A 21,881-nucleotide genomic window follows, 5' to 3' on the forward strand; every position below is an offset into this window, starting at 1 on the left:
AGAAAGAAACATCATGCAGAAGGTACAGATCCTCACAGCCCGCGAGGCAGCCGAGCTCATCAACGACGACGACGTCATCACCGTCAGCTCCTCCAGCGCCATGGGGTGCCCGGACAGTGTCCTCGCCGGAATCGGTCAGCGATTCGCGGAAACCTCGCACCCGCAGAACCTGACCTCGGTCCACCCGATCGCCGCCGGCGACATGTACGGGGTCAAAGGCATCGACCACATTGCCCGGCCCGGGCTGCTGCGCAAAGTCATCGCCGGCTCATACCCCTCAGGTCCCTCCAGCGCCGAGCCGCCCCTGATCTGGCAGATGATCGAACGCGAGGAAGTGGAAGCCTACAACTTCCCGTCCGGCGTCATCTACCAGATGCACCGCACCGCTGCCGCGAAACAGCCCGGCGTCTTTACCCAGGTCGGCCTGGACACCTTCATCGACCCCCGGCTCCAGGGCGGCCGTATGAACAACACCACCCCCGTCGCGCACGTCGAGACCGCCACACTGTCCGGGAAAGAATGGCTGTTCTTCCCCTCCGTCATCCCCAACGTCGCCATCGTCCGCGCCACCACCGCCGATGAATACGGCAACCTGACGTTCGAGGACGAGGGATCCCCGCTCGGAGCCCTCGACCTGGCCTACGCCGCGCACAACAACGGCGGAGTGGTCATCGCCCAGGTCAAGCGCCTGGCTGAGGCCGGCAGCCTCCACCCCCAGCACGTGAAGGTGCCCGGCATCCTCGTCGATGCCATCGTGATCGCCGCGGACCAGCTGCAGACCACCCTCACGCCAAACGACCCCGCCATCTCAGGGCAACTCCGCCGCCCACTGAGCTCGCTCCCCCACGTCGATTTCTCACTGGAGAAGATCACCGCACGGAGGGCCGCCCAGGAACTTAAAGCCGGCGAAATCGTCAACCTAGGATTCGGCGTCTCCGCCCTTGTCCCCCACGTCCTGGTCGAAGAAAACCAGGGCCGGGAAGTCAGCTGGGTCATCGAACAAGGAGCTGTCGGCGGCATCCCGCTGCTGGACTTCGCCTTCGGCTGCGCACAGAACCCCGACGCGATCGTGGCCAGCATTGACCAGTTCACCCTGCTGCAGGGCGGGGGCTTCAACCGCTCCCTGCTTTCGTTCCTGGAAATCGACCGGCACGGAAACGTCAACGTCCACCACCTGCCCAAGAAGCGCCACGTCACTGCGGGCGTCGGCGGGTTCGCCGACATCACCTCCTCGGCGCCGGAGATCATCTTCATGGGCGCTTTCACCGCCGGCCGCCGCGATATCTCCGCCGGCGAAGACGGCCTGGACATCCGCTCTGACGGGCCCTTCACCAAGCTCGTCAACGACGTTTCAGCCGTCACATTCTCCGGGCCCCGGGCGTTGGCCCGCGGCCAGAAAGTCAAGTACATCACCGAACGCGCCGTCCTGGAATTGACCCCTGAAGGTCTGGTCGTCACCGAAATAGCACCGGGCGTCGACCTTCAAAAGGACGTACTGGACCGCTGTGAATTCCCGCTGATCGTTGCAGCGGACCTGCGCACCATGGACCCCACCCTGTTCGCCGACGCCCCGATCGGCCTCCACCTTCCGACGCTGCCGCTGCACGAGCGGATCGAACAGCGATCCTCCGCCCTGGCCGCGCACTGACGCTCGGCCGAAACGCCCCGAAAGGAACTCCCTGCCATGAGAAACCTCCGCATCCTGACGCCCTACGAAACCGAACTCGCCGACGCCCTGTTCGAGGCGATGTTTCCCTCCGACGGTGAAAGCCCCGACGTCCGCGACGCGGGGGTCACCGAATACCTGGATCTGACATTGGAAGGGTACGGCCGCAAAGACCTGCCCCGGTACCAGTGGCTGTTCGGTGCACTGGATCGCTATGCCGAGGACAAGCACGGCAGGAACTTCGCCGCCCTCACCCTGGATGAACGCACCGACATGCTGGTGCTGCTCGAACACGGTGAACTGACCAGCCAGGTCCCGGCGGAGGACCAACGGAACCTGTTCGGACTGGTCATCTCCCACCTGCAGGAGGGTCTCTTCGCGGACCCGGCCCACGGCGGCAACAAAGACGGCGTCGGCTGGAAGTTCCTCAAACACCCCGGTGTTTGGCTCGAAAACTCGGCTGAGGAAAACCTCAGCACCGAACACGTGACCAAGGGCAGGGTCATCAAGACCCTCGCCGACGCGATGCAGGAAATCCCACGCGACACCGAGGGCCACCGGCTCAAGCAGCTCGGCTACGAGAACGCCGTCAACCCCCAGATGACCGATGAAGTGGACGTCCTGCTCGTCGGCGTCGGCGCCATGGGTGGACTCAGCGCCCAGGTCTTCGCCGAGGCAGGTCTAAGCGTCGTTGGCCTCGAAGCCGGGCCGTTCCGGCCGCTGGATGAATTCCTTCCGGATGAACTCGAACACGCCTACTACACCCGTGGCGGGCTTGGCCCGAAATTCCAGCAGGAGACCCCGCGCTGGCGCGAAACCGCGGACGAGGAAGAAAGCCGCGAGGCCACGTTCTCCCTGGGCCGCATGGTCAACGGCGTCGGCGGTTCCGCCGGACACTACGGTTCCTGGCTGCGGCGCTTCCACCCCTGGCAGTTCGCCCCCAAGAGCCATTACGACGGCCTCTACGGACCCAACGCACTGCCGGAGGACTGCACCCTGGCCGACTGGCCCGTGACCTACGATGAGCTCGAGCCGTTTTACACGAAGCTCGAACACCTGATCGGCATCGCCGGCGACGAATCAAACCCCTTCATCAAGCGCAGCAAGCCGCTCCCGCTGCCGGCAACGCGTCCGTTCATCCTGGGCAAAAAGTTCACCGAGACCACCAAGGCCGCCGGTCTGCACCCGCACCCTGTCCCCGTCGGGTTCACCACCGAGTCCTACGGCGGACGGGCCGCCACCGGATACAGCGCCTGGAACAACGGACTCGGTTCCTTCCGCGGCGACCGCTGGCACCCGGGCCTTGGCCCCGTGCCTGCCGCCATCGAAACCGGGAACTTTGAACTGCGCACGCACTCACGCGTCACCCGGATCATCATGGATGACTCCGGCGCCGCACGCGGCGTTGAGTGGGTGGACCCGCTCGGCCGGGTACGGCGCCAATACGCCCGCTCAGTCATCCTGTCCGCCTACACGTACGAGAACCTGCGCCTGATGTACCTGTCCGCCGACGCCAAGCACGATGGCGGCCTCGGTAACAACACTGGCCAGCTGGGCCTGCACTACATGACCAAGATGTTCGGCCATGTGGACGCCATGTTCCCGGGCACCGAATTCAACCGGCACACCGGTCCCGCTGCGCAGGGCGTTGTTCTGGACGACTTCCTTTCCCCCGAATTCCGGTCACTGGACCACGGCTTCATCGGCGGCGCGACCCTCGGCGCCGAACAGCAGGCCCTGCCGCTGCAGATCGCCCGCGAAACCCTGCCCGAGGACGTCCGCCGCTGGGGCGCCGGCTACCGTGACCACCTCAAGCTCTGGTCCCAGCAGGGCGTGATCCGCATCCAGCCGGATGCGCTGCCGTATGCGTCGCACCGGCTGGAAATCGACCCCCGGCACCGCGACTCCTCCGGGCTCGGCATGCCGTTGGTCCGCGTGACCTACCGGCTCCGCGAGAACGAGCGACGCCTCGCCTCCTGGATGGCTGACCGCGCCACCGGACTGCTCAAGGACATGGGGCCACCAAGACCTGGCAGGGGCCCTACTTCACCGGGGTCGGCTCCAGCCACGACCTCGGCGGGGCACGCTTCGGCCATGACCCCGCGGGCACTGTGCTGGATGAACACCTCGCTGTCCACGACACCCCCAACCTGTACATGTATTCCGGCGCCGCTTTCCCCAGTTGCCCCGGCATCAACCCGACCCTGACCATCTGGGCGATCGTCATGCGCGCCGCCGAACACCTCGCCGGCAAGCTCGGCGGCGAGCGAAAGGATAAGCCATGAGCATCGAAGCCACCCCCGTCACACCGGCAACCGAACAGGCCTCCGAACGGGTGACCGTTGAGTACTCACCTGACGGGCACACGGCCACCATCCTCATCGACCGTGCATCGAAGCTGAACGCGTTGACGCTGTCCCTGCTCGAGGACCTGGCCGCTGCCGCCCGGGAGGTCACCGCCTCGTCCGCCCGCCTGGTCATCGTGCGCACCGCCGGTGAGAAAGTCTTCTGTGTCGGGGCGGACATCAACCACTTCGCTGGCCTCGGCGCGGCCGGGATGTGGCGGGACTGGATCGCCACCGGGCACCGCGCTTTCGACGCCATCGCCGCGCTGCGCCAACCCAGCATCGCCGTCATCGACGGGCTCGCGTTCGGCGGCGGGCTGGAACTCGCCCTGGCTTGCGACTTCCGCGTGATCGCCTCAGAGGCCCGTGTCGCCTTGCCCGAAACGGGGCTCGGAACGATTCCAGGATGGGGTGGCACCGAGCGTGCCACCGAGCTCGTCGGCAGGGCCCGGGCCAAAGAGCTCATCCTGACCCGGCGTCAGCTCACCGGAGACGAGGCAGTGACCTGGGGGCTGGCCACCGCCGCCGCGCCCAAGGAGTATCTGGACGCGACCGTCGCCCGCCTCAGCGCAGACATTCTCGCCGGAGCACCCCTGGCTGTACAACTGAGCAAACAGCTGATCGACGCCGCGGCCGACGGGGCACCCTCCCGGATTCTCGAAGCCCTCGCCAGCGGCCTTGCCGCCGCGACCGACGACCTCACCGAGGGCGTAGCCGCCTTCCGCGAAAAGCGCACAGCGCACTTCACGGACAACTGACATCGCCAGCCGGACCACACAACATTTTCTAAGGACACCTGTAATGGAAACCAAGAGCTACACGCTCGACGACGTCGAGCCCACCTACCGGCCGATGATCATCGACGGCGAAGACACCCAGGCTTTGAGCGGCGCCAGGTTCACCCGCCTGAGCCCCGCCCACGAAGTCGAAGTCAGTTCATTCCCGGAAGGCGCCCGAGAGGACGTCGACCGTGCCGTCACCGCCGCCCGAAAAGCCCTGGACCGGGGGTGGCGCCAGTCCAGCGGGTCCCAGCGGTCCAAACTCCTATTGAAAGTCGCCGACCTCGTCCGCCGCGACGCCGAACCCCTGGCCCTGGCCGAAACCCTGGAGACAGGCAAGCCCATCACCCAGTCCCGCAATGAGGTCGCCGGCACCGCGGAACTCTGGGAATACGCGGCAAGCCTTGCCCGGAACACCCAGGGCGAGGCCCACAACGCGCTGGGCCGGGACACGCTGGCCATGGTCGTGCACGAACCCATCGGCGTCGTCGGCATGATCACGCCCTGGAACTTCCCGTTGCTGATCATCAGCCAGAAGCTTCCGTTCGCGCTGGCAGCAGGCAATACCGCCGTGGTCAAGCCCAGCGAAAGCACCTCAGCCACCACGGTGATGCTGGGACAACTGATCCGCGAAGCAGGGTTCCCGGACGGTGTGGTGAACATTGTTACCGGCGACCGCGTAGTCGGCTCGGCGATCGCCGAGCACCCCGGAATCGACATGATCAGCTTCACCGGTTCAACAGGGGTCGGCAAGAGCATCGCCTCCGCCGCGGGCCGGGACCTGAAAAAGGTCGAACTGGAGCTCGGTGGGAAAAACCCGCAGATCATCACACCCAACGCCGACTTCACGGCCGCCGTTGACGCAGGTGTATTCGGCGGATATTTCAACGTCGGTCAGTGCTGCAACTCCGGCAGCCGGCTCATCGTCCACCGTTCCCTGGCGGACGAATTCGCCGCGGCCGTCGTCGAACGCGCCAAGCTCATGCGCGTAGGAGACCCGCTGAAATCCGACACCCTGGTAGGTTCCCTTGTCAACGACGCCCAGCTCGCCGTCGTCGAACGCTACGTGGCCGAAGGCCGCGACGCCGGAGCACACCTGCTCACCGGCGGAGGCCGCCTCGAAACCGGCCTCAACGGCCGCTTCTTCCAGCCAACCGTCTTCACCGACGTCACCGCCCAGATGTCCATCGCCACCGATGAAATCTTCGGTCCCGTCCTCTCCGTGCTGCCCTACGACACCGTGGAGGAGGCCATCGGCATCGCCAACTCCACGTCGTTCGGCCTCTCCGCCGGGATCTGGAGCAACGACATCAACGAAGCCCTGACCGCCGCACGCGACCTGCGCGCCGGGACCGTCTGGGTCAACCGCTGGATGGACGGGTACCCCGAAGTACCGTTCGGCGGCTACGGACACAGCGGCATCGGCCGCGAACTCGGCCGCCAGGCGTTGGCCGAATTCAGCGAACTCAAAACCATCCAGCTCCAGGTCGGCCTCCGCGAAAACCGCTGGGTCGACGCCCCGGACGCCCCCCGCCGCTAAGACACTCCCTGAAGGAAACAAGACATGACAACCACACCCACCATGGCCCCGCACCCGCCCAGGCCGTCGTCCTGCCAACCATCCTGCCGCTCACCCTCCCTGCCGGGTACGAGGTGCCGGCAGGATTCCGGGAGTCCGCCGACAAGGCGTGGAAAACCGCCTCCGCGAAACTCGTTGGGCTGATCACCAACCACCCGGACCGCTTCCCGCTCTACACCGAAGAAGGTAAATGGGTGGTCGACGGCGAAGCCTGGACCAACTGGTGCGAAGGCTTCCTCGGCGGTCAGCTGTGGATGCTCTCAGACCGGGCCGACGAGGCCGACCGTGCCCGCTTCCGCAGCGCGGCCGAGCATTACTCCGAGCTCATCGAAGAACGAAAAAGCGACAACACCGTCCACGACCTGGGATTCCTCTTCTGGTCCACCTACCGGCGCTGGTTCGAAGCGACTGGCGACACCACCAAACGCGACGTCGTCATCGAAGCCGGACGCACCACGGCAAGCCGTTACCGCGAAGCCGGGCAGTACATGCCCAGCTTCCGCCAGCCCGACAGCCTGTTCATCGACATCATGATGAACATCCATATGGCCCTGTACGCAGCTCAACAGACCGGTGACCAGGACATGGCCCGCAAAGCCGTGGATCACTGCCTGACCACCCGCAGGTTCCTGATGCGTGGCGACGGATCCGCGTCGCACGAGGGCATGTTCGATCTGGAAACCGGAGCCTTCCTGAAGCAGACCACCCAGCAGGGCTTCTCCGACGACGGATCCTGGGCCCGCGGCCAGGCCTGGGCGCTCTACGGCTTCGGCACCGTCTACCGCTTCACCGGCGACCTGCGCTTCCTCGAAACAGCCATCGCAGCAGCCGACTTCTACATCGAGCGGACCGGCGACCGCTTCGTTCCGCCCAACGACTGGGCAGAACCCAACCCTGTCAGGCCCTACGAAACGTCCGCAGCGGCCGCGGCCGCCGGCGGATTCTGGCAGCTCGCCGGCCTTGTCCAGGACCGAGCTAAGGCCCGCGTCTACGCCGACTACGCCGTTGACATCCTGCGCCGCCTGACCGAAGACGATTTTCTCGCCAGCCCGGGCGAAGAGTGGGAAGGTGTGCTCAAGCACGGCAGCTACCACGAAGGAAAGGACCTTGGCGTGGACGAATCGGTCATGTGGGGCGACTACTGGTTCCTCGATGCCGTCGACCAGATCCAGCAGTTCGACGAAACCCAGCGGAGCCGTTGACCACCATGCCTTGGCCAACCATTGACGAGACACCTCTTCCGGACGGGCAGCCGCCCTCTGCCCGTCCGGAGGAGGTCATCCGGACCGACATCGCGATCATCGGATCCGGCATGGGCGGCGGAACCATGGCCTACGCACTCAAGGACTCCGACGCCAAGGTCCTGATCATCGAACGAGGCCACCGGCTGCCCGCGGAACCGCAGAACTCCGACCTCGACGAGGTGTACATCAAAGGCCGCTACAAGAACGCCGACACCTGGTACAACGGCCGCAACGGAGTACCCTTCAAACCCGGCGTCTACTACTGGGTAGGCGGGAACACGAAGGTCTACGGCGCCTGCCTGCCCCGCTTCCGCGCCAGCGACTTCGAAGCGACCCAGCACCAGGACGGCATTTCGCCCGCATGGCCGTTCAGCTATGCGGACCTGGAGCCCTACTACACACGGGCCGAGAGGCTTTACCAAGTCAGGGGCCAGATCGGTGAAGACCCGACCGAACCCCTCCACTCCGAGGCCTACCCGCACCCGTCCCTGGACCACGAACCAACCATCCAGCGGCTCGCCGACTCCCTGATCCGCCAAGGACTGCACCCGTTCCGGATGCCCAACGGCCTCGACGCCGATTCCTCGGCGAAGCGGGCGCTGTGCGCGACCAGTGACGGCGCGCCGAACCAGGCAGGGCTGAAGTCCGACGCCGAGAAGGTCGCGGTTAACCCGGCGCTGGCGGCCGGGGTTGAACTCATGACAGGCACCAAGGTCGTCCGCCTGATTCTCGGGCCCGACGGCCGCACCGTCGTCGCAGCCCTGGCCGAACGGGATGGCCGGATCATCCGGGTCGAAGCTGACAAGTTCATCCTCGCCGCAGGGGCAGTGAACTCGGCCGCGTTGCTCCTGGGCTCCGCCACTCCTGAGTATCCACGTGGCCTGGCCAACTCCTCCGGGCTGGTGGGCCGGAACTACATGGTGCACAACAGCACCTTCTTCATCGGCATCAACCCGCTCAAGGTCAACCGGACGCTGTGGCAAAAGACCCTGGGCCTGAACGACTGGTACGAAGCCGGACCCACCAACCGGTACCCCCTGGGGAACCTGCAGATGCTCGGCAAGCTGCGCGCCAGCATGCTCAAGATGGCCCGGCCCTGGGCGCCGACCCGGGTCCTGAAGGCCATGTCCGACCGCAGCGTGGACATCTACCTCACCACTGAGGACCTGCCCCGGCGAAACAACGGCATCAGTGTTGTCGACGGCACTATCCACGTCTGGTGGGAGCCGAACAACCTGGCGCCCCATGGCGAACTGGTCCGCCGGATCAGCAAGGCCGTCCGGAAGGCCGGATATCCAATCATCTTCACGGAGCGCATGGGTATCGAAACCAACTCCCACCAATGCGGAACAGCCGTAGCCGGACACGATCCCGCCACAAGCGTCCTCACCCCGGACTGCCGTACGCATGACCTGGACAACCTCTGGGTCGTGGACAGCTCCTTTTTCCCTTCCTCGGCGGCACTCAACCCCGCCCTGACCATCGCAGCGAACGCCCTCCGCGTTGCGGACACCATCATCGGCGCGGGCAACGCCTCCATCCAGGGTTCGTTGGGAAAGGATTGATAAAGTCGAGAGGCGGGGAGCGCCGCTTCTCCGCCTATCGAACCACCGGCAGGATTCCCGCATGGCCCCGCGCATCACCCTCGAAGACGTGAGCAAGGCCGCCGGCGTCTCACGTTCGACCGCTTCCCTCGTCGTTCGCGGCAGCTCCCGCATCCCGGAGTCCACAGCGGTCAAGGTACGCGAAGCCATGAACGAGCTGGGCTACGTGTACAACCGGCAGGCCGCCAACCTGCGCCAGAGCCGCTCCATGACCATCGGGCTCATCGTCACGGAAATCATCAACCCCTACTTCGCCGAGCTGGCAATGGCGGTCGACCAGATAGCCCACGACGCCGGCTACACCATCTTCATCGGTTACAGCCGCGACCATGCCGACCGGCAGCTGGAAATCATCTCCTCCATGATCGAACGCCAGGTCGACGGGATCCTCCTGCTCCCGGCGCCCGACACTGACCCGGAGGCACTCTCCAAGCACCTCAATGCCGCCAACGTCCCGGTTGTGCTGCTCGCCCGCCGATTCGCCGGCTTCGACTACGTGGGCAGCGACAACGTCAAGGGGGCAACCATCCTCGGAGACCACCTCTCGGCTTTGGGCTGCAGAAGCGTGGCGTTCCTCGGTGGCCTGACCGCCAGCTCCCTCGCCGAACGGGAGCAAGGCCTGAGAGCGTCACTTGAACCCAAAGGCTGCGAAGTGTGGAGCATGGACGAATTCCGCAGCCCCATCACACCCGAAGGGGGTGCGGCCGCCGTCGTTCGGCTCTTCGACCAAGGCAAGCTCCCGGATGCGATCATCGCCTACAACGACGCCGTCGCCCAGGGCGTTTACGACGAAATGCGCCGCCGGGGCCTGGAACCCGGCCGCGACCTGGCAGTGGCATCATTCGATGACACCCGCATCGCTGTAAGCCAAGTACCTCCCATGACGTCCGTCGCCGGATTCCCCCAGCAGATCGGGGCAAAGGGCATGGAGATGCTCATGACCCGCCTCGCTGACGGAAACGCTGACATACCCACACAACTGACCCTCATCCAACCCCAACTCAAAATCCGGTCCTCGACAGCGACCTGGCGTCCCCGACGCTGACGGTCCGTCCCCTTTCGGCTGAGGGGGCTGCGCTGCCCGTCTGGCGCGGCGCAGCCTGAACGGTCGCCAGTTGGCGCCGATACTGCCAAACTGAGCCAATGAATGAGGCCCTCTCACCTTCCCGCAGGCCAGGCATCCGAGCTGCGATGTTTGTTGATTTCGACAACGTCTTCACCGGCCTGCAGGCACTGGATCCGCTGGCGGCGAAGCGCTTTGCCGAAGACCCGAAGCACTGGGCCGACGCGTTGTCAGCCGGCGGTTCCGGCGAGGACGCCCGCAGGTTCCTGATCCGCAACTGCTACCTGAATCCGGTGGTGTACTCGAAGTACCGGACCTACTGGACCCGCGCCGGTTTCCGCGTGATCGACTGTCCGTCGCTGACGCAGCGCGGCAAGAGCAGCACGGACATCAATCTGGTGCTCGACGCCATGGACGCGCTGTCCGGCAACGTTGGCATCGAAGAGTTCTTCATCGCCTCGGCCGATGCCGACTTCACGTCCCTGATCCAGCGGTTCCGGGCCGCTGACCGGATGACCACGGTCATCGCGGCCGGCGCCGTGGCCTTCGCGTACCGAGAGATGGCGGACCATGTGGTGGAATCCCACGACTTCGTCGCCATCCTCAACGGCTCAACGGTGGAGCCGGTTCATGCAGTGGCGTCCGGGAAGCAGCAGACTGTCCCCGCCGCAGCGAAGGCGAAGGCCAAGTCCGCCTCGCCCGCCATCCGTGAGGTCCTCGAGTTTGTCCGCGCCGCTCCGGGACCGGTAAACGGCGCGATGGTGGCCCACCGGGCGCTCACGGCAGAGCCATCCCTGAAGACGGACTGGGGCGGCTGGGGAAAGTTTGGGACATGGGTGTCCCAGATCGGCCAGGGCGTCGAATATTCCCCGGCACAAGGTGGCTGGGTCTGGGACGCGAAGCGCTTCTCGAGCGAGGACCTGCCTGCGCCCGCGGACCTGCAGCCGGGCATCGAGGAACAGGTCACCAGGGTGACGGACGTGCCGGCCCTTTCCGCAGCCCAGTTCCGGCAGATGTTCCAGTCCATGGCAGCCAGGCTTCGTGAGCATCCGCTCAACCGCACCGAACTGTCCCGGCAGGTGAGGGACGACTGCGTCAACGCGGACCAGCCGGTCTCCCGCAACGCCGTGAGCTTTGTCCTTCAGGGCCTGGCCTACGTCAATTTCCCGCTCACCGACGAGGCGACGGCGGAAGGCCTGGCCGCAGCCTGGACCGCGAACGTCGAGGAACTCTGCCGGGTGGCGCTCCTGGAGTTCGACGCCGCCGAGAAGCTCGCCGTCCGCCGCTGGGCCAGCGGCGGACTCCTGGACAACTGAACAACGGGAGAAGCGGACGACGGCGGGAGGTCCCGCCGTCGTCCGCTCACCTTCAGGGGCGCTGAGCACATGGTGCGTTAGGACGCCACCAGCGTCCCGTTTACAACGGCTTCGAGTTCCTGCAGGCGCGGAAGCGCCCGTGTTGTCAGCAGTTGCTCGCGGACTTCTGCCGAGACAGCCAGGCTGTCCTTCCAGAGTGAGCGTCCCGCCATGGCGCCGCCGGCGCCATTTGCGACAGCGATCTCTACCTGCCTGATGAACGTCTCGTGGTCCACACCTGCAGACAGCACGGCCCACGGCACGCCGGCAGCCGCCTCGGTGACCAAGGCGCTCGCCTCCCCGGATCCGGGGTACTGCAGCTTAAGCACCTTGGCGCCGCATTCGACCGAGAGCCGGGCAGAGCTGGCGACCAGTCCGGGGAACGCGGCGGCGTAGGCTTCCTCGCTTTCGCCCTCGAGGCGGTAGACCAGGATCTCGACGATGAGGAGGAGTCCTTCGTCGGTGCATGCCGTGACGAGCTCGCGGATTTCGTCCGCGACGCGGGAGCCGGCGTCCTGAAGGTCGGGGCGCATGTACCAGAGCATCTTCGCCACGTCGCCACCGAGTTCACGCACCCTGCGTGGCGTCATTCCCGGGACAAACTTTGTGTAGCGCAGGCCGTCGACGGTGTCGAAACCCGAAGCGTCAAGACCTACAACCAGGGCGGTGTCGCGGGAGAGAACGCCCTCATCCGCCACGCGGGGCAGGGCAATCTCAGGGTCGAGCAGAATGGCCGGCGCGGCGTTTCCCAGGTAGCGGACCAGGTCCACTTTCGCGTCGGAGAGCTGCTCGGCTGTGATGGAGCCCGGCCCGTCCGGTGCGTCGTTCATAACGGCCTTCATGCCGTTGCGCTGGTCGGCCGCAACGATGAGCATCTTGCCGCCGGCGGTCGAGATCGCTGCCATGCCGCGGCGCTCGAGAGTCGTGAGAGTGTTCACTGGTATCTCCTAAATAGATGGTTTGGTTTTGTGAGGTTCTGGACCGGCGGCCGGATGCACCGGAAACCGCCGTGATGAGGGCGCGACAAATCGCGTCTCGAAGGACGTGCGCCTTGGGAGGCGTGGCCCCTCGGTAGGGAATGGCGGGGTAACCGCTAGCGGCGGCTCAGTGCACGGCCTCGCGCACCGCGAAGTCCGACAGGAAGTGCTCGAGCTGTTGACGCGGCGTAAGTCGGCCATCGATGCGGATATGCCCGACGCCGGGGGCCTGCGTAACCTCCGGAGAGAGGAATCGCCCCGGATTCTTGACCTTGTCGAGGTCGCGTGCCGCTCCGCGGAGCCGCATGCGCCTCACCACCTCGCCCGGCGGGGTGTCCATCCAGGCGAGGTGCACCCGCGATTCAGGGATCGCGAGGCGCTCGACGAGGCGTGCCCATGCAGCCGGGAAGGTGCGTTCGGACGTGAACGGGGCAACAACAACCACGCTGTTGCCCAGTGCGAGGTTCTCCCGGGTGGTGTCGAAGAGGCAGGTGTAGCGAATGTCGTTCACACTCGCACGCACAGCTGGTTGCGCTGTGGGGACATCGACCAGGAATTCGCCGCCCATGTGCTCAAACAAGGGGTTCGTGACGGTGTCCAGGTCGAGGATGGTCCAGTGGAGCTCGCGGGCCAGGTCATGGGCAAAGGTCGTCTTGCCACTCGCCGGCACCCCGCAGACGATAATCGCCTCGGATGCGCGTTCTTCGGTCAGGTTCATTGTTATCCATTTCAAACTGAGGTCCGGTCGCAGCGCCCCGCGCCGGAAACGGCGGTCAGCGGCTGGTGTAGCCGCCGTCGATCGGGAGGGAAACGCCGGTGATCATGCCGGCGGCGTCACTGAGCAGGAAGACAATGGGGCCGGCGACGTCGTCGACTGTGGCCCATCGTCCGAGTGGCATCTGCTCAAGGAACGGGCCGCCGACTTCCGGTCGTCCCCAGTAGAAGTTGGACATGTCGGTCATGACCACCGTCGGGTTGACGCTGTTGACGCGGATGTTGTGCTTGCCAAGTTCCAGGGCCGATACCCGGGTGATGTTGTCCAGGGCGGCTTTGGAGGAGCCGTAGGAGATGTGGCCATGAAGTGCGACCATGCTGGCCTGGCTGGAGACGTTGACGATTGCGCCGCCGTTGCCCTGGCGGATCATGGAGGGCACCGCATGTTTGATGACCAGGAGGGCGCCGCGGGCGTTGATGCTGATGACCTGGTCGAAGACGTCGATGTCGGTGTCCTGCGGTGTAGCGATTTCGCCGCCGAAGCCGCCGCAGTTCACGACGCCCCACAGGTCCAGGGCCTCGATGGCGTCTCTAATGCTTTCCTCGGAGGTCAGGTCAAACGCCAGCGGCTGGGCGCCGGTTTCATCGCAGAGCGGGGCCAACGAATCCAACGTCCGGGCGCTGGCGATGACTTTGGCCCCCGCGGCGGTGAGCTGCTTTACGGTGGCGGCCCCGATGCCGCCGCTGGCTCCGGTGACGAGGATGGAACGGCCGTTGAAGTCGGTTGTTGCAGACCGGGCTTCGACTGCCGTGCTGGCTGTGGGTGGGTTAGTCACGAAGTACTCCTTGTAGGCATCAAGAGTTCAGTCAGGTCCTTAACGGCGGTTCGCGCCCCGGAGCGTTGCAGGGCTTCGCGGGCCTGCCGGTACGCGGCGGCGAAGCGGGCGTCCTGGCCCAGGTCGCCGAATATTTCGGTCAGGTTGAGGAAGGCGCCCGGCTCTCTCTGGTCCGCACGGGCAGCCGCGCGGAGTTCGCTTAGGCGCCGGTCGTCGGCTACCGGTTCGCCATGTTCGTCTGTGCTGTCCAGGAACCGCGCCCAGGCTGCGATCGCGAGCGCGGCCCTGTCTATGGGACCTCCGAGTTCGAGCTGTTCACGCACCACCGGAAGCACGAATTTGGGGATTCGCTCGGATGCGTCGACCATTTGGCGGGCGAGCGTGTCCTTGATGGCGGGGTTGGCGAAGCGGTGGATAAGTTCAATCCGGTACGCCTGCAGGTCGATGCCGGGCACGGGTCGCAGGGTGGGTGTCGCCTCCCGTTCCATGAAGCCGCTGATGAAATCGGCGAACAGCGGATCGGCGCAGACCTCATGGACGTACGTGTGTCCGGCGAGATATCCGAGATAGCTCATGACCTGGTGGCTCGCGTTGAGCAGCCGAAGTTTCATGAGTTCATAAGGCTCGACGTCGTCCACGATCTGCACACCGGCGTCTTCCAAAGGCGGACGCCCGGCTGTGAACTGGTCCTCGAGAACCCATTGCTCAAACGGCTCGGCAACGACCGGCCATGCATCTGAGAATCCGTAGGCTTCGGCCACCGCAGCCCGGTCATGGTCGGTGGTGACTGGGGTGATGCGGTCGACCATGGAGTTGGGAAAGGCCACGGTCTCGGCGATCCAGCCGGCCAGTTCGGGATCCATGAGCCGGGCGAAGGACACGAGCGCTTTGCGGGCGACGTTGCCATTCCCCTGAATGTTGTCGCAGGACATGACGGTGAACGGGGCAGTGCCCTGATCACGGCGCCGTGCCAGGGCTGCGGTGATCAGACCGAACGCGGAGCCTGGAACGGTGTTCGGTATCAGGTCGCGGAGAATGTCCGGCGTTCGGGGATCAAATTCTCCTGTGCTGTCGCTGATGCTGTAGCCGCCCTCGGTAATGGACAGGGAGACTATGCGGGTAGTGGGATCTGCGAGTTTGCGGATGACCGCGGCCGGGTCGTCAGGGGCATAAAGGTACTCGGTGATGGAACCGATGATTCTGGCCTCTTCGGTGCCTTCTGCGCCCTTCAGCACGAGTGTGTACAGGCCGTCCTGGTTTTCGAGGACATCGCGCATGAGGGCATCCGAGGGCAGGACGCCGACGCCGCAGATTCCCCAGTCCTGGGAGCCGCCCAGGTTCAGGAGGCGGTCGATGAACATGGCCTGGTGCGATCGGTGGAATCCGCCGACGCCGAAGTGGACAATCCCGGTCCGGACCGCACGGCGCTGATACGAGGGGATGGGTAGCCGGCCCGCCGCTTCTGGAAGGGCCGCTTCATTGAGGGAGGTCATGTCATTCTTCTCTTCGATCGGGAGAGGTGGGATGGTGCCGTTGCCAGCTTGAGAGTCGGCAGGCAACGGCACCGGAACGCTCGCTGTTAGCAGGAGGACTTGTAGACGTACTCGGCGCCGTCACCGCTGATGTTGTCCGCGGTGATCTGCTTGAACCCGGTCTGGATTTCCTTCTCTGTGGGCTCGCCCTTGATGGCCTTGAGTGCCTGGTCCACACCCTTAGTCCCGATTGACGCCGGCTCCTGTGCGATCAGGGCTTGGACGATGCCCTCCTTGAGCTGCTTGACCTGTGCCGGCCCGGCATCGAAGCCGACGATTTTCACCTGGTTCTGTTTGCCGGCCTGGCGAATGCCCGTAGCTGTTCCTTCTGCCGCGAACGTGTTGGCCGCGAAGACGCCGACAATGTCCGGGTCCTTGGTCAACGCAGCAGAAACGAGCCGGGCGGCTTCGGCCGGATCGTTGTGGCTGTACTGCACTCCCAGGTACTGGAAGGCTGAGTCGGCTTTGGCACCCTCTTCGAAGCCCGCAACACGGGCATCGGCTGTCGAGACACCGGGATCGGTGGAAATGACGAGGACTTTGCCCCCGTTGGGGCTGAGGTTCTTGATTGCCTTGAAGGCCTCAAGGCCGCCGCCTTTGTTGTCCGAAGCGATCGCAGACGCGGCGAACGAGGGGTCCTGCACCGTGGTGTCAACGAGGATGACCTTGATGCCCGCTGCCGCGGCTGCCTTCAGGGGCGCCTGCATTGCCGCCACGTCCGTTGGCGCGATCAGGATGGCATCCGGCTGGGATGCCACCACGGAATCAACGATAGGCTTTTGGAGGGTCGGGTCGAACTTGGCCGGCCCTTGCGTGTTGATGTTTGCGCCGGCCGCCTTGGCAGCGGCGTCGATGCCGCACTGCATGCTGACGTAGAACTCGTCACCGGCGACACCCTGGATGAAGGTGAGCTTGGGCTGGGCTCCGGCTGGGCTCCCGGCCGAGGCGCTTCCGCCGGCACAGGCCGTGAGGGACGTTGCGGCGAGGAGGCCGGCGGCGAGCAGGGTGGCTTTAGGGGTCAACTTCATTGTGTAGCTCCTAGTTTGCTTGGACGGGTTGATGCGGGGAGGAAGATCAGTTGGAGCGTCGGCCGAACAGCTTCTTTTTGCCTTCAGGCTTGGCGGACTGCCCTCGGGCTGCCGCGGCCCTGCGGCGCTGGTCGACATAGACGGCGACGACGAGAACGGCACCGACTGCCACCTGCTGCCAGAACGGCTGAATGCCGACGATGACGAAGCCGTTTTGGAGTACCGCGGGGATGAAGAGGCCGATGACGGTTCCGAAGATGGTGCCGACGCCGCCGAAGAGTGAGGTTCCACCGATCACGACGGCGGCGATTACGTTAAGGTTTGTCGCTGACTGGCCGGCGATGGCGGTAGTGCCGTATTGGGACAGTGACAGGATGCCTGCCACGCCGGCGAGGCCACCGGAGAGTGCGTAGATGGAAATCAGTTGGCGGTCCACTTTCACGCCAACCCGGCGGGCGGATTCCTCGTTGGAGCCGACGGCAAAGGTGTAGAGGCCGAATTTGGTCCGGTGGAGCACAGTACCGAAGATCAGGATCAGGATCATCGCGATCAGGGAAATTGTTGGCCAGGTGGTTCCCGGAACGTTGCCGTATCCGATGGTGTCCTGGAGAACCGCAGGGACTTCGCGGATGTCCACGCCGCCTGTTATGACCTGCGCCAGGCCCAAGGCGCCGCCAAGTGTTCCGAGGGTGACAATCAGCGGCGGCACCTTGGCCTTGGCGATGAGGACCCCATTGAGAAGCCCCCAGCCGAGCCCGCATCCGACGGCGACGAAGATGCCGACAATGGCAGTTCCCCATCCGGAACCGCCCATGGCCTGCATAACCTTTGCCGCCACGACTCCGGAGAAGACCAGGTTGGACCCGACGGACAGGTCGATGCCCGAGGTGACGATGACGAAGGTCATGCCGATACCCAGGACACCAAGGATCGAGACATTCTGGATGATCTGGCGGACGTTGCCCCACGTCGGAAACACATCCGGTGCCAAGGCTGTGAAGGCCAGGAAGATGACCACCAGAACAAGCAGGATTTGGAACGATTGAACCCGGAGAACTTGCTGGAGGGTGTGTGGGTATGAGATCTCGGATGCGGTCCCGGCTGTGCGGGGTACGGCTTCGGTTGTGGTCATGAGTGTGCTCCATCTAGTGCGCCGGTCATTGCGCCGACTAGTTCTTCCACCGTCGTTTTCTTCGCCTCGTAGGTGGCCACGCGGCGTCCGAGCCGGAGTACCTGGACTCGGTCGGCTACATCGATGACGTGCGGCATCGAGTGGCTGATGAACACGACGCCCACACCTTTGTCACGGACCCGCCGGATGGTCTCGAGTACGTTTTTTGTCTGCACGACTCCCAGTGCGGCTGTCGGTTCGTCCAGGAAGATGACGCCCTTGGCCCAGGCAACAGCCCGTGCAATGGCGATCGCCTGCTTCTGGCCTCCCGACATGCTGCCGACTGGGTCGGAGAGGCTTCGAACCGTGGCTCCAAGTTCATCGAAGGCTTCCTTGGACTTGGCACGCATCGTCCTGTTGTCCATGAATCCGAGCCGCCCTTGAAAGCCGGGCTTGGGGATTTCTCGGCCGAGGAACATGTTTTGGGCCGCGTTCAGGTGTGGTGCCAGGGCAAGGTCCTGATAGACGGTTTCGATGCCCAGGCTGCTGGCATGACTCGGGGAATTTAGTTCAACCTCGCCGCCGGCAAACAGGATCTTGCCGGAGTCCAAAGCAAGGTTCCCCGACAGCGCCTTTACGAGGGTCGATTTTCCGGCGCCGTTGTCACCTATGAGTGCAACCACTTCGCCTGCGTTGACGTCGAAGTCGACGCAATCGAGGGCGCGTACGTTGCCAAAGCTGCGGGTAAGGCCGCGGGCTTCCAAAACGGGGATTGTTGTCATGGTGTAACACCTGTCAGCTGGTACGGGACGAATGCGGCGGCCCCGGCCATGCAGCCGGAGACACTTCGTTGTGCTGTCACTTCTGTCTTCCTCTTCATTCAGGCCTTCGTGAAGGTTTCACGGCTGTCGGAGTAGCTCAGGTCGATGATCAAATCGGCGCGTTCCCGGGTAGCAGAAACCACCGCAGCATTCCTCTGGTCGCTGCCCAGGACCCACGCCTCTGCTTCCGCGGGCGGCTTTCCGAAGGCTTCGTGGCGCCGGAGCAGCCGCAGCTGCCGCTCGTCGTCGCTGAGGTTCAGAAACCAGACCTCGTCGATCTGCGCCCGGCTCTCCCGCCAGCCCTCGGCGTCCAGGAGAAGATAATTCCCTTCGGTAATGACCAGCGGCACCTCGCGGGCCACAGGGATCGCGCAGCCGATGGATTCCTCCAGGCTGCGATCGAACATCGGGGCGTAAACAACCGGCTCGCCGTTCGTCTTGAGCCGGCGCAGCAGGTTGGCAAATCCCCAGGGGTCAAATGTGTCCGGAGCGCCCTTGCGGTCCGTCGAGCCACGTGCAGCAAGAACTCCGTTCGCCAGATGGAAAGCATCCATTCCGACCCGGGCGGCCTGGCCATCCAAGGCATCGGCGATAGCCTGCGCCACTGTGGACTTTCCTGCACCAGGCGCTCCCGTAATGCCCAGGATGCGACGGTTTCCACTGGCCGCGAGAGTGCGGGCCCGCCCTATCAGCTCGTCCAAGGTGCAAGTCAGATGCTCGGCTTCTCGCTGGGAAACCGGTGTCCGAACTTCAGCGGTGTTCATCACTGTCTCCTCCGTTGGTTATGCCACGGTGAAGAAGCTCTGCTGCTACACCCTTGAAGCGCTGACCTGAATCAAACTCACAGGTCTGCATCGAATGGCTCGAACCTTCGGCTTCGAGGAACTCGCTGTGACCTGCCTTACAGAAACTTAGATTGCCCATGTCATCGATGTCAAGGGAAACTGAAAAACTCATGTCATCGATGACATGAGTTGCTTGAAGTTGCTGCGGACATCGGGCAGGATGGGGTGGGCAGCTGATTGTCACCGATGACATCCTGAGCAGTAGAGGCGCTCCCGCATTCGAACAGCCCAGCCTGTAGGGTGTGCCCAGCGAACAAAGAAGGAGCCGAACGTGACTACGATGCAGGATGTGGCCACGCGCGCCGGAGTGAGTGCCAAGACGGTTTCCAGGGTTTTTAACGACGACCCGCACGTCACGGAAGACACGCGGCAGCGCGTTCAGTCGGCCATGCGAGAACTCAAGTACGTGCCGAACATGCTCGCGCGCACCTTCCGCGAGGGCAAATCCGCCGTCATTGGCATCGCTGTGCCTGACGTCGCCGACCCCTTCTTCGCTGCCGTCACGAAGGGAATTGAGCTGGCAGCACGCGAACACGACATGGCCATAGTCGTGACCAGCCTCGGGGACAACCCGTCCTTGGAGCAAAGCATCATCGAAGCGACGGTCCGCCGCCAGATCGACGGCCTCATCATCGCCCCGATCGCAGCCGATCAGTCCTACCTCGCACGGTGGCAGGACAGCTTCCCCATCGTCTTCATTGACCGCACACCCACCAAGCTCAACGCCGACTACTTCGTCGAAGATGACTTCGGGGGGGCCTTCGAAGCGACGCAGCACCTCATCGCCCACGGCCACCGCCGCATCGCTATCGTCGGAGACTCACCGGACGTCCCCACCACGAGACTGCGCCTGGAAGGATATCGTGCCGCCCTTGATGATGCCGGTTTGGGCGTCGACGAGGAACTGATTGTGCTTGGGTCGCGCGACGCGGACGCTGCCGCCCAAGTCTGCAAGACCCTACTGGCGCTGCGCGATGCGCCGACGGCCATCTTCTCCTCTAACGCGCGGTTTTCAACAGGCGTTTTCCCAGCCCTTCAGGCTTTGAAAAGAAGCGACATTGCGCTCATCAGTTTTGGCGACTTTCCCATGGCGGATGTCCTCCAACCCTCAGTTTCAGTCATTGATCAAAATCCTCGCCAGGTCGGACGCGTTGCTGCCGAGCGAATTTTCGCCCGAATCGCGACGCCCGACAAGAGGTTCCGGCGCAAAAACGTCATTCCCGTCAGGCTGATCGAACGCCAGTCGTGCCGGCCGGCCGGAGCTGTCCTGGCAACTTCAGCCGCAGTGTGACGCCCTTCACTCCGACCGGATTGTCTTTTCCATCGACAGATACCGTCAGGAAGCGGACGACGGCGGGACCTCCCGCCGTCGTCCGCTGACGTCTAGTACGGCCCCACTGAGGCGGGCCGCCAGCCGTCCAGCTTGAGGAGCCGCGCGGCATTTCCGCCGAAGATCTGCTGAAGCCCGGCAGCGGGCATTCCCATTTCCCAGCAGATCCTGAGTTGGTCCACGAGGTACCGCCGCGCGAAACCGCGCGGGAACCACGACGAGTCCGAGCCGAAGATGATGCGTTCGGATCCCATGGTTTCGTAGAAACGGCGGAAAAGGTCCTCCAGGGTCAGCCGCTGCGCCATGTACCTGACCCACTGGTTGGAACCGGACGTATCCACCACCACGTTGGGGCAGGCCCACATCAGGAAGAGCACCTCCTGGACGTGCTGGATTCCGAAGTGCGGGATCACGAACGTGATCTCCGGGTATCTTTTGGCCGCGCGTTCGAGGCTCGCAGGGTTGCTGTACGCATTCTGCGCGATGCCGCCCGCCGATCCACAGTGGCCGAAGTGGATCAGGACGGGGACGTTGCGGCGGGACGCGACGTCCCACACGGCGTCTGCCCCCGGATCGTCCATCCGCGCCGATGCCAGGGGCGCGAACAGTTTCAGGCCTCGGAGTCCCCGGGCCACTGCGTTTTCGAACTCCCGGGCAGCTCCCGGCGCGAACGGGTCAGCCATCGCGGCCAGGCCCAGGAACTTTCCGGCGCCGTGGGCAACCAGCTCCACCATGGCGTCGTTCCCGCCGGCGGTCACGAAGGAGGCGTGCTCGATCCCGTTGTCGGCCAGCTCCCTGGTCCAGCGGTCCGCTTCCGCTTCCCAGCCGGCGTCCGCCGACAACGGTTCGGGGTCGGCGAAGTCCCAGCTCCGGCGCCATTGGGCAGAGGTCCGGGCGACGGCGGCGGACCGGGCGGCCTGGCCGGCGTCGTATTCCTCGCAGCCGCTTCTGTCGTCGGCGCCGCCGTCCGGCCCGAACTGACCGCCCGCCAGGGAGCGGGGCGGGTCAAGGGGTCGTGGGGCATCCGGAAATGCAGGTGGAAGTCGATGATG

At 64.6% G+C, this 21,881-nt stretch carries 19 protein-coding genes and 1 pseudogene; 10 read left to right on the top strand and 10 right to left on the bottom strand.

Annotation, left to right across the window (positions count from 1 at the left end; translation table 11 throughout):
• The first annotated feature begins 13 nt into the window (after positions 1-13).
• From NIBR502772_RS21550 to NIBR502772_RS21590, 9 genes and pseudogenes are all read left to right on the top strand, one after another.
• The gene (locus NIBR502772_RS21550; protein WP_141141743.1) at positions 14-1,648 is read left to right on the top strand and encodes an acyl CoA:acetate/3-ketoacid CoA transferase; all 1,635 of its coding nucleotides are present in this window, start codon (positions 14-16) and stop codon (positions 1,646-1,648) included.
• Between the two features lie 99 nt (positions 1,649-1,747).
• Positions 1,748-2,047: pseudogene (locus NIBR502772_RS23170) on the top strand (gluconate 2-dehydrogenase subunit 3 family protein); the annotation flags it as partial.
• A 1,730-nt stretch (positions 2,048-3,777) separates the two neighbouring features.
• Complete coding sequence (locus NIBR502772_RS23175; protein WP_371706735.1) at positions 3,778-3,951, top strand: GMC oxidoreductase; 174 nt, start codon at positions 3,778-3,780, stop codon at positions 3,949-3,951.
• On the top strand, positions 3,948-4,769 hold the full coding sequence (locus NIBR502772_RS21565; RefSeq protein WP_141141745.1) for an enoyl-CoA hydratase/isomerase family protein: 822 nt from the start codon (positions 3,948-3,950) through the stop codon (positions 4,767-4,769). Before NIBR502772_RS23175 ends, NIBR502772_RS21565 begins: the two co-directional genes overlap by 4 nt.
• Positions 4,770-4,812: 43 nt before the next feature.
• Entirely contained in the window at positions 4,813-6,330 is a 1,518-nt protein-coding gene (locus NIBR502772_RS21570) for an aldehyde dehydrogenase family protein (protein ID WP_141141746.1), read from the top strand.
• A gap of 113 nt (positions 6,331-6,443) precedes the next feature.
• Positions 6,444-7,571, top strand: a complete 1,128-nt coding sequence (locus NIBR502772_RS21575) for a glycoside hydrolase family 88 protein (RefSeq protein WP_141141747.1) — start codon at positions 6,444-6,446, stop codon at positions 7,569-7,571.
• A 5-nt stretch (positions 7,572-7,576) separates the two neighbouring features.
• Positions 7,577-9,178: a GMC oxidoreductase gene (locus NIBR502772_RS21580; RefSeq protein ID WP_141141748.1), complete on the top strand. Its 1,602-nt coding sequence runs from the start codon at positions 7,577-7,579 to the stop codon at positions 9,176-9,178.
• A gap of 61 nt (positions 9,179-9,239) precedes the next feature.
• The gene (locus tag NIBR502772_RS21585) at positions 9,240-10,262 is read left to right on the top strand and encodes a LacI family DNA-binding transcriptional regulator (protein ID WP_141141749.1); all 1,023 of its coding nucleotides are present in this window, start codon (positions 9,240-9,242) and stop codon (positions 10,260-10,262) included.
• Positions 10,263-10,360: 98 nt separating this feature from the next.
• Positions 10,361-11,596, top strand: coding sequence for an NYN domain-containing protein (locus NIBR502772_RS21590; RefSeq protein ID WP_141141750.1), 1,236 nt, complete (start codon positions 10,361-10,363; stop codon positions 11,594-11,596).
• A gap of 77 nt (positions 11,597-11,673) precedes the next feature.
• Here NIBR502772_RS21590 and NIBR502772_RS21595 read toward each other — a convergent pair whose 3' ends face one another.
• The 9 genes from NIBR502772_RS21595 to NIBR502772_RS21635 all read right to left on the bottom strand — a co-directional run bounded on the left by NIBR502772_RS21595 (position 11,674) and on the right by NIBR502772_RS21635 (position 19,611).
• Complete coding sequence (locus NIBR502772_RS21595; RefSeq protein WP_210412339.1) at positions 11,674-12,573, bottom strand: hypothetical protein; 900 nt, start codon at positions 12,571-12,573, stop codon at positions 11,674-11,676.
• Positions 12,574-12,739: 166 nt separating this feature from the next.
• Positions 12,740-13,330: an ATP-binding protein gene (locus NIBR502772_RS21600; protein ID WP_141141751.1), complete on the bottom strand. Its 591-nt coding sequence runs from the start codon at positions 13,328-13,330 to the stop codon at positions 12,740-12,742.
• A gap of 55 nt (positions 13,331-13,385) precedes the next feature.
• Entirely contained in the window at positions 13,386-14,162 is a 777-nt protein-coding gene (locus tag NIBR502772_RS21605) for an SDR family oxidoreductase (RefSeq protein WP_141141752.1), read from the bottom strand.
• Positions 14,159-15,655 (bottom strand): mannitol dehydrogenase family protein, encoded by a 1,497-nt coding sequence (locus tag NIBR502772_RS21610; RefSeq protein WP_141141753.1) that lies wholly within the window; start codon positions 15,653-15,655, stop codon positions 14,159-14,161. The genes NIBR502772_RS21605 and NIBR502772_RS21610 overlap by 4 nt, the downstream gene beginning before the upstream one ends.
• Positions 15,656-15,741: 86 nt before the next feature.
• Entirely contained in the window at positions 15,742-16,722 is a 981-nt protein-coding gene (locus NIBR502772_RS21615; protein WP_141141754.1) for an ABC transporter substrate-binding protein, read from the bottom strand.
• 46 nt (positions 16,723-16,768) lie between these two features.
• The gene (locus NIBR502772_RS21620; RefSeq protein WP_141141755.1) at positions 16,769-17,854 is read right to left on the bottom strand and encodes an ABC transporter permease; all 1,086 of its coding nucleotides are present in this window, start codon (positions 17,852-17,854) and stop codon (positions 16,769-16,771) included.
• A complete protein-coding gene (locus NIBR502772_RS21625) occupies positions 17,851-18,615 on the bottom strand; it encodes an ATP-binding cassette domain-containing protein (protein ID WP_141141756.1) in 765 nt (254 codons plus the stop codon). Before NIBR502772_RS21625 ends, NIBR502772_RS21620 begins: the two co-directional genes overlap by 4 nt.
• A gap of 98 nt (positions 18,616-18,713) precedes the next feature.
• Positions 18,714-19,418, bottom strand: coding sequence for a nucleoside/nucleotide kinase family protein (locus NIBR502772_RS21630; RefSeq protein WP_141141757.1), 705 nt, complete (start codon positions 19,416-19,418; stop codon positions 18,714-18,716).
• Entirely contained in the window at positions 19,405-19,611 is a 207-nt protein-coding gene (locus tag NIBR502772_RS21635) for a hypothetical protein (protein ID WP_141141758.1), read from the bottom strand. The genes NIBR502772_RS21630 and NIBR502772_RS21635 overlap by 14 nt, the downstream gene beginning before the upstream one ends.
• Positions 19,612-19,779: 168 nt before the next feature.
• Here NIBR502772_RS21635 and NIBR502772_RS21640 point away from each other — a divergent pair, with 168 nt between their 5' ends.
• Entirely contained in the window at positions 19,780-20,790 is a 1,011-nt protein-coding gene (locus NIBR502772_RS21640; RefSeq protein WP_246848833.1) for a LacI family DNA-binding transcriptional regulator, read from the top strand.
• A gap of 92 nt (positions 20,791-20,882) precedes the next feature.
• Here the strand turns inward: NIBR502772_RS21640 and NIBR502772_RS21645 are convergent, their stop codons facing one another.
• A complete protein-coding gene (locus NIBR502772_RS21645) occupies positions 20,883-21,821 on the bottom strand; it encodes an amidohydrolase family protein (protein ID WP_246848834.1) in 939 nt (312 codons plus the stop codon).
• Between the last annotated feature and the right edge of the window lie 60 nt (positions 21,822-21,881).

This window comes from Pseudarthrobacter sp. NIBRBAC000502772, assembly GCF_006517235.1.
Lineage (GTDB): Bacteria > Actinomycetota > Actinomycetes > Actinomycetales > Micrococcaceae > Arthrobacter.

What these genes read in the sequence shown, in the direction of transcription:
- NIBR502772_RS21550 (WP_141141743.1), top strand. Translation starts at nt 14, where the DNA reads ATGCAGAAGGTACAGATCCTCACAGCCCGCGAGGCAGCCGAGCTCATC.
- NIBR502772_RS21565 (WP_141141745.1), top strand. Translation starts at nt 3,948, where the DNA reads ATGAGCATCGAAGCCACCCCCGTCACACCGGCAACCGAACAGGCCTCC.
- NIBR502772_RS21570 (WP_141141746.1), top strand. Translation starts at nt 4,813, where the DNA reads ATGGAAACCAAGAGCTACACGCTCGACGACGTCGAGCCCACCTACCGG.
- NIBR502772_RS21580 (WP_141141748.1), top strand. Translation starts at nt 7,577, where the DNA reads ATGCCTTGGCCAACCATTGACGAGACACCTCTTCCGGACGGGCAGCCG.
- NIBR502772_RS21585 (WP_141141749.1), top strand. Translation starts at nt 9,240, where the DNA reads ATGGCCCCGCGCATCACCCTCGAAGACGTGAGCAAGGCCGCCGGCGTC.
- NIBR502772_RS21590 (WP_141141750.1), top strand. Translation starts at nt 10,361, where the DNA reads ATGAATGAGGCCCTCTCACCTTCCCGCAGGCCAGGCATCCGAGCTGCG.
- NIBR502772_RS21600 (WP_141141751.1), bottom strand. Translation starts at nt 13,330, where the DNA reads ATGAACCTGACCGAAGAACGCGCATCCGAGGCGATTATCGTCTGCGGG.
- NIBR502772_RS21610 (WP_141141753.1), bottom strand. Translation starts at nt 15,655, where the DNA reads ATGACCTCCCTCAATGAAGCGGCCCTTCCAGAAGCGGCGGGCCGGCTA.
- NIBR502772_RS21615 (WP_141141754.1), bottom strand. Translation starts at nt 16,722, where the DNA reads ATGAAGTTGACCCCTAAAGCCACCCTGCTCGCCGCCGGCCTCCTCGCC.
- NIBR502772_RS21620 (WP_141141755.1), bottom strand. Translation starts at nt 17,854, where the DNA reads ATGACCACAACCGAAGCCGTACCCCGCACAGCCGGGACCGCATCCGAG.
- NIBR502772_RS21625 (WP_141141756.1), bottom strand. Translation starts at nt 18,615, where the DNA reads ATGACAACAATCCCCGTTTTGGAAGCCCGCGGCCTTACCCGCAGCTTT.
- NIBR502772_RS21630 (WP_141141757.1), bottom strand. Translation starts at nt 19,418, where the DNA reads ATGAACACCGCTGAAGTTCGGACACCGGTTTCCCAGCGAGAAGCCGAG.
- NIBR502772_RS21635 (WP_141141758.1), bottom strand. Translation starts at nt 19,611, where the DNA reads ATGAGTTTTTCAGTTTCCCTTGACATCGATGACATGGGCAATCTAAGT.
- NIBR502772_RS21640 (WP_246848833.1), top strand. Translation starts at nt 19,780, where the DNA reads ATGCAGGATGTGGCCACGCGCGCCGGAGTGAGTGCCAAGACGGTTTCC.